At 45.2% G+C, this 6,249-nt stretch carries 4 protein-coding genes and 1 other annotated feature; of the genes, 1 reads left to right on the top strand and 3 read right to left on the bottom strand.

The window, feature by feature from the left end; translation table 11 throughout:
• Positions 1 to 318: 318 nt before the first annotated feature.
• Together asnA and asnS are read right to left on the bottom strand one after the other, a co-directional pair.
• The gene (gene asnA, locus J6U00_RS10990; protein ID WP_296581823.1) at positions 319 to 1,329 is read right to left on the bottom strand and encodes an aspartate--ammonia ligase; all 1,011 of its coding nucleotides are present in this window, start codon (positions 1,327 to 1,329) and stop codon (positions 319 to 321) included.
• A 206-nt stretch (positions 1,330 to 1,535) separates the two neighbouring features.
• A complete protein-coding gene (gene asnS, locus J6U00_RS10985) occupies positions 1,536 to 2,906 on the bottom strand; it encodes an asparagine--tRNA ligase (RefSeq protein ID WP_296581821.1) in 1,371 nt (456 codons plus the stop codon).
• A 68-nt stretch (positions 2,907 to 2,974) separates the two neighbouring features.
• Positions 2,975 to 3,254 (bottom strand) — a binding site (T-box leader).
• Positions 3,255 to 3,488: 234 nt separating this feature from the next.
• Between asnS and J6U00_RS10980 the strand changes: the two genes are divergently transcribed.
• Entirely contained in the window at positions 3,489 to 5,075 is a 1,587-nt protein-coding gene (locus tag J6U00_RS10980) for a carbohydrate-binding domain-containing protein (protein ID WP_296581819.1), read from the top strand.
• Between the two features lie 152 nt (positions 5,076 to 5,227).
• Here J6U00_RS10980 and J6U00_RS10975 read toward each other — a convergent pair.
• Positions 5,228 to 6,249: leucine-rich repeat protein (locus tag J6U00_RS10975; protein WP_296581817.1), on the bottom strand; the 1,022-nt coding region annotated here is incomplete at its 5' end.

Raw genomic sequence — 6,249 nt, 5'->3', positions numbered from 1 at the left:
TTCATAGCCTGTATGTGATTTCTGTTCGTCAGACCAGAGCTTTGCCTCCGCCTTCCTTCAGATTCCATCTCACGATGGACACCCTTGGCTTTGGCTGTATCCTTCCCACTGTCGGGCGGATTCGGGACTTTCACCCTTTAGTAACGTGCGCTGCCGAGCGCACAGAATGAAGCCCGAAAGTTATGAACCACTTTCGGGCTTTCTGTTGTGTATAAAGAACGACGTCCCATTCAAATGCTATTGCTTAAGCCTGGTTGATGTGGAAATCAGCGCCTACAATTAGCTAAAGACTAATAACCTAACTGCTAAAAGCTCGAATCAAAGAAGAGTGATACCGTTAGCTGCACATTTCTCTATCATCTCGTCGGACCATATTGATGACTGTACCTCACCGATATGAGCCTTTTCAAGCAAAAGCATACACAGCCTTGACTGACCGATACCGCCGCCAATAGTAAGCGGCAGAGTACCGTCTGCTATCATCTGGTGGTACTTGTACTGCATTCTGTCCTCGGCGCCACACTCTGCCAACTGCTTTTTCAGCGACTCAGCGTCTACGCGAATACCCATTGAAGATATCTCAAGAGAATCGTCAAGTACCTCGTCCCAGAAGAGTATATCTCCGTTGAGTGACCAATCGTCATAGTCGGGAGCTCTTCCGTCATGCTTCTCACCGCTTGAAAGTTTGCCACCAATTCCCATTAGGAATACTGTCTTGTGCTCCTTTGTGATAAGTCTTTCACGCTCGTGATTTGTCTTATCAGGGTACATATCCTCCAGCTCCTGAGTAGTTATGAAATAAGGATCGTCACAAATACTTGTGATGAGCTGAGGATAGCGAAGGCTCACCTTGCGCTTTGTATAGGCTATAGCCTTGACTACCGACTTTACAGTATCCTTTAGGAACTGTATATTTCTCTGCTCACGAGTTATGACCTTTTCCCAGTCCCACTGGTCAACGAATATGGAATGAGTATTGTCCGTATCGTCGTCGCGGCGGATAGCGTTCATATCGGTATAGATACCCTCGCCTGCGTTGTAGCCATAGCGGTAAAGAGCCATACGCTTCCACTTTGCCAGCGACTGAACTACCTCTGCTTCCGCAGCAATCTCCTTAATGTCGAAATCCACCTTGCGCTCAACTCCGTTGAGGTCGTCATTGATACCGCTTCCCTTTTTAACGATAAGGGGAGCTGATACCCTATCCAGAGTAAGAGCGAACGAGAGAGCCTGCTGGAAAACGTCCTTGATGTACTTTATTGCGTGCTGAGTTTCTCTCAGCGTGAGGGATGATTTATAGCCCTCTGGGATATACAGCGATCTTGACATGATAATCACTTTCCTTTACTTGATATTTTTACAGGAAACAGCGCCATTGATGCTCCCTGTGGCTGTACTTACCTGAGCCATTCACCGTTAGCTGTCAGAAATTAGAAAGTAGCTACGTCACTTTATGACAAGACGTTGGAACGAAACCCAACAACAACTAAAAGCTAATAGCAAAAGGCTTGATAATTTATCTGCAAATTGATAAATTATCTTATAGAACCTACTGTTCTCGGGAAGAGTATAACGTCGCGGATATTAGCCATACCCGTTGTATACATTATAAGTCTCTCAAAACCTAGACCGAAGCCACCGTGAGGCACTGAACCGAACTTTCTGAGGTCGAGATAATCGCTGTAGAGTTCTAAGTTCATCTTTCTCTCGTTCATAGCAGCGATGAGCTTCTCATAATCAGCCTCACGCTCACTACCACCGATGATTTCGCCTACTCCGGGTACAAGGAGGTCAACAGCTGCAACTGTCTTTCCGTCGGGGTTCTGCTTCATGTAGAAGGACTTTATCTCCTTTGGATAATCCGTAACGAATACTGCCTTTTTGAATACCTTCTCGGAGAGATATCTCTCGTGCTCTGTCTGAAGGTCGCACCCCCACTCTACAGGATATACGAAGTTCTCACCGGACTTCTTGAGAAGCTCAATAGCCTCTGTATAAGTTACTCTTGCAAAATCGTGAGAGATAAGCTCTTCAAGACGTGCGATAAGTCCCTTTTCAAAATGAGCGTCAAAGAACTGCATATCGTCAGGGCAGGTATCAAGGAGCTTACGTATAACGTATTTCAGCATATTCTCGGCTATTTCGATAACGTCGTCCAACTCTGCGAAGGCAACCTCTGGCTCGACGTGCCAGAACTCTGCAAGGTGCTTGGGAGTATTTGAGTTTTCGGCTCTGAAAGATGGACCAAAGGTATAGATCTTACCCATAGCCATTGCCGCCATTTCTCCTTCAAGCTGTCCAGATACGGAAAGTCCTGCCTTTCTGCCAAAGAAGTCGTTAGCGTAGTACTCCTCCTCATTCTTGTAGTCCTTGCTGTATCCGATAGTAGTTACCTGGAACATCTCTCCTGCTCCCTCACAGTCACTACCTGTGATAAGAGGAGTATTTACATAGACATAGTTATGTGTCTGGAAGTATTCGTGTATAGCAGCAGCAAGTACAGAACGTACACGCCATACTGCGTTGAAGGTATTCGTTCTGCCTCTGAGATGAGGGATAGTACGGAGAAATTCAAGGGTATGTCCCTTCTTCTGGAGGGGGTAGTCAGTTGGAGCGTCACCGAGTACTGTTATTCCCTCGGGAGCAGCATTTATCTCGATAGTATCGTTTCTTCCCTCGACTGCTGTACCTGTTACCTTTACGGACATACCTACTCTAGGTTCCTTGAAGTCGCTGTCGCCCTTGTCAACTACAACCTGAACGTTTTTGAGAGATGTACCGTCATTAACCTCGACAAAGGCTACGCTCTTGGAGTTGCGAGAGGTACGTACCCAACCGCATACAGTCACCTGCTTGCCTACATAATCTTTTGTGGAGATTATCTCCTTGACATCAATGTGCTTCATAATAATTTTTCCTTTCATTATATAATTCGCACAGGACGAGCAGGAATACAAAAAGCCCCGTCCTGAAACTACAGGACGGGGCATATACCCGTGGTGCCACCTGAATTACCGCAAAAGCGATCACTTTTGAGCCGCTGTAACGTGCGGAACACGTCGCCCCTACTCGGAGAGCTGAGTTTTTTAACAACCATTTTCAGAAAGCCGCCCTTCAGCATGCCCACTAAAACGTACCCTTTCGGTTTGCTGCTCGGGAGTGTTATTCACACAGACTCTGATATGCGGCTCACACCATGCTCGCACTCTCTGGGAACGAAATTCTGTGATACTTCTCTCCGTCGCTGCATTTATTGTTTGTATTATATCACTTTTGATACGGGTTGTCAATAGTCAAATTTGCAAAAAAATGTGTTATTTTCACATTCCTGTCAGATTATATGCACTAAATTCCACATTTGAGATTTTTTCCACACAAAGCTTTCCGTTTTATTTCACTTAACAATACGCTTATTCACAAAAATAAGGTGTATATTATAACCATGGAAACAAAAAACCACACTCAAATATATGAAAGGGTGCATATCAATGAAAAATACATGGAAAAAAACTGTTGCCGGACTGGCGTTCCTCACATTGGCTCTCAGTTCCTTTGCAAGCTGCTCGGCTCAGAACGGTTTAGGCTCTGATGTAATAAAGAATACGACTAATACATATAATGAAGCAGAGGATACCGATGAAGTGGCTACAGCTTCTCAGGCTGAAAAAGTATCAAACAAGAGTCTGTCCGCAGCTGTCATAAATACATCAAATATCTTTTCAGACCGTGATCTGACACAGTCTCCTGATACGTCTGCGGCGGTGAAGCTGACAGCAGAGGACGGAAAGATCATTGATATCACTGAGGAAGGAGTTTATATCCTCAGCGGAAGCGCTAAAAACTGTACCGTAAAGATCGACGCCGGCAAGGACGCAAAGGTACAATTGGTACTTGACGGAGCTGATATAGAAAATGACGACTTCCCTGCTGTATACATTGTATCAGCGGACAAGGTATTTGTCACAACAACAGCAAAGGAAAACATACTTGCTGTTAACAATGAGTTTAGAGCTGACGGCGAAACCAATACAAATGCAGTCATCTTCTCAAAATCAGATCTCGTGTTAAATGGCACAGGTACTCTCTCAGTTTACTCCGCATATGCAAACGGAATATCCTGCAAGGATGATCTCAAGGTAACAGGCGGTACATACAAGGTAACCTCCGCAAAGGACGCATTTGAAGCAAACGATTCACTGTCCGTATATAACGGCGACTTTACCATAAAGACCAACAAGGACGGCTTCAACTGTGAAAATTCTGACGACGATACTCTCGGTCAGATATATATCGCAGGTGGCAGCTTTGTGATAGACTCCTTAAGCGACGGTATACAGGGCACAACTTATGTTCAGATAGATGGCGGCACCTTCAATATCACCTCATCCGAAGGCATTGAAGCTACTTATGTTCAGATAAACGGTGGAAATATCAATATCGACGCTTCCGACGACGGCATCAACGCTTCGCGCAAGAGCACCGCCTGCGATATAGTCATAGAGTTCAACGGCGGTGAAACCACTATAACTATGGGACAGGGTGACACCGATGGTGTAGACTCGAACGGAGTTATCATCGTAAACGGCGGTACCATAGATGTTACTGCTCAGCTGTCCTCTTTTGACTATGAGACATCAGCCGAATTCAATGGCGGTATCATCATAGTCAACGGCGAGGAGGTCGATGAAATACCTCAGTCCATGATGGGCGGTCCCGGAGGTATGGGTGGTTTCAGAGGCAGCAGAGACGGAAACGGCAGCTTTAACGGAACTCCTGATGGAGACTTCACCCCTCCCGATGGATTTTCAGGCGAAGATTTCACACCTCCCGACGGATTCAAGAGCGGTGACTTCATGCCTCCTGAGGGATTTGATGCTGAATCCGGAGCTACTGAAAAATTCAAAGAGTGGAGCGATTCCAACAGAAAGCCAAGCGAAAACTTTACTCCTAACAATAAAGGTGAAAACGAGACCGGCGACAGACAGGGCGGCTTCAAAGGTGGTCATGACAGCGTTTTCGGAGGTTTCGACAATAAAAATAAAGCTGAAACAGGCGGCTTTATCGAAAGAACATAACGACCTTTTTCATTTGGGTAAATTACATTTTGGAGGTTTAAAGGCACCGGACGTTTACCTTTGACCACCAAAAAGTTAAATTCCCTTTCATTTTTCCCTTCATTGATAATATAGCAGAAAAGCAGGCATAATGACTTTATGCCTGCTTTCTGTTATATGAACAATGTACTGAAACCGTGCTCGCGTGCATAACGCTCCGCTCTTTTACGGTTGACCTGTTTAAGTATCCTTATAGTCTGCTTGTGACCCTTCCTTATAAGGCCAAGAGGTATGTTCTTATCGTCAAATTCGCTGATATTTATATTGCAGAGGCTCTCACATCCGCAAAATGCGTCATCCTTTATGTCCTTAGTGTACATACTTATTTTCAGATCCATAAGGTTCTGACATCCGTAGAACGCCCAGTTGCTGATAGTCTTAACATTATCGGGGATAGTTATAGATTCCAGCGATCTGCACCATGAAAAGGCACTCTCTCCGATAGTGAGAACAGAGTCTGAGATAATTACTTTTTTGAGGCTGTAGCACTCAGAAAATGCTGCGTTGCCTATTGCTTCCACCGCACCGGAGAAAACGACTCTTCTCAGGCGCTTGCAGGAAAAGAACATGAGGTCGCTGACCTTCTGTAGATAAGCCGGAAGTATCACGCTTTCCAGACAGTTGCAACGTCCGAAAGCACCCTTGCCTATCCTTTTGAGGGACTCGGGGAAACTGAGTTCCCGGAGATTAAGACATTTCAGGAATGCGTTCTCGCCTATAGATTCAAGACTACGCGAAAATACTATCTCCTCAAGGTTGAAGCAGTGACAGAATGCGAATTTCTCCACAGTACGAACGCTATCCGACATAACTATGCGCTTTACGGTCTCATTGCCACGGAAGGCATATTTTCCGATGACATTTACCTTATCGGGAATAGTGATAGATTCCGTAGTGCCTACGTATTTTACAAGAGTACCGTTCTTGTCGATAGCCATATTATAAACGTCGTCTATCTCAATATTCTCGTCATGTATAAGGTCGCCGTATTTCTCGTAATCGTCCTTGAGTTCTGCTTCGGATCTCTTTTCCTTTTCCTCAGTTTTCGGAGCAACAGGCGGTATTTCCTCTGCCTTTTCTTCCTTCTTGGGAGACTCGAGCTTCTTTTCCTCTGCCTTTTCTTCCTTCTTGGGAG

The organism is Ruminococcus sp., assembly GCF_017650195.1.
Taxonomy (GTDB): Bacteria; Bacillota; Clostridia; order Oscillospirales; family Ruminococcaceae; genus Ruminococcus.
Note: the sequence above shows the minus strand (reverse complement) of the source record. Positions and strands in the feature narration are given on the sequence as shown.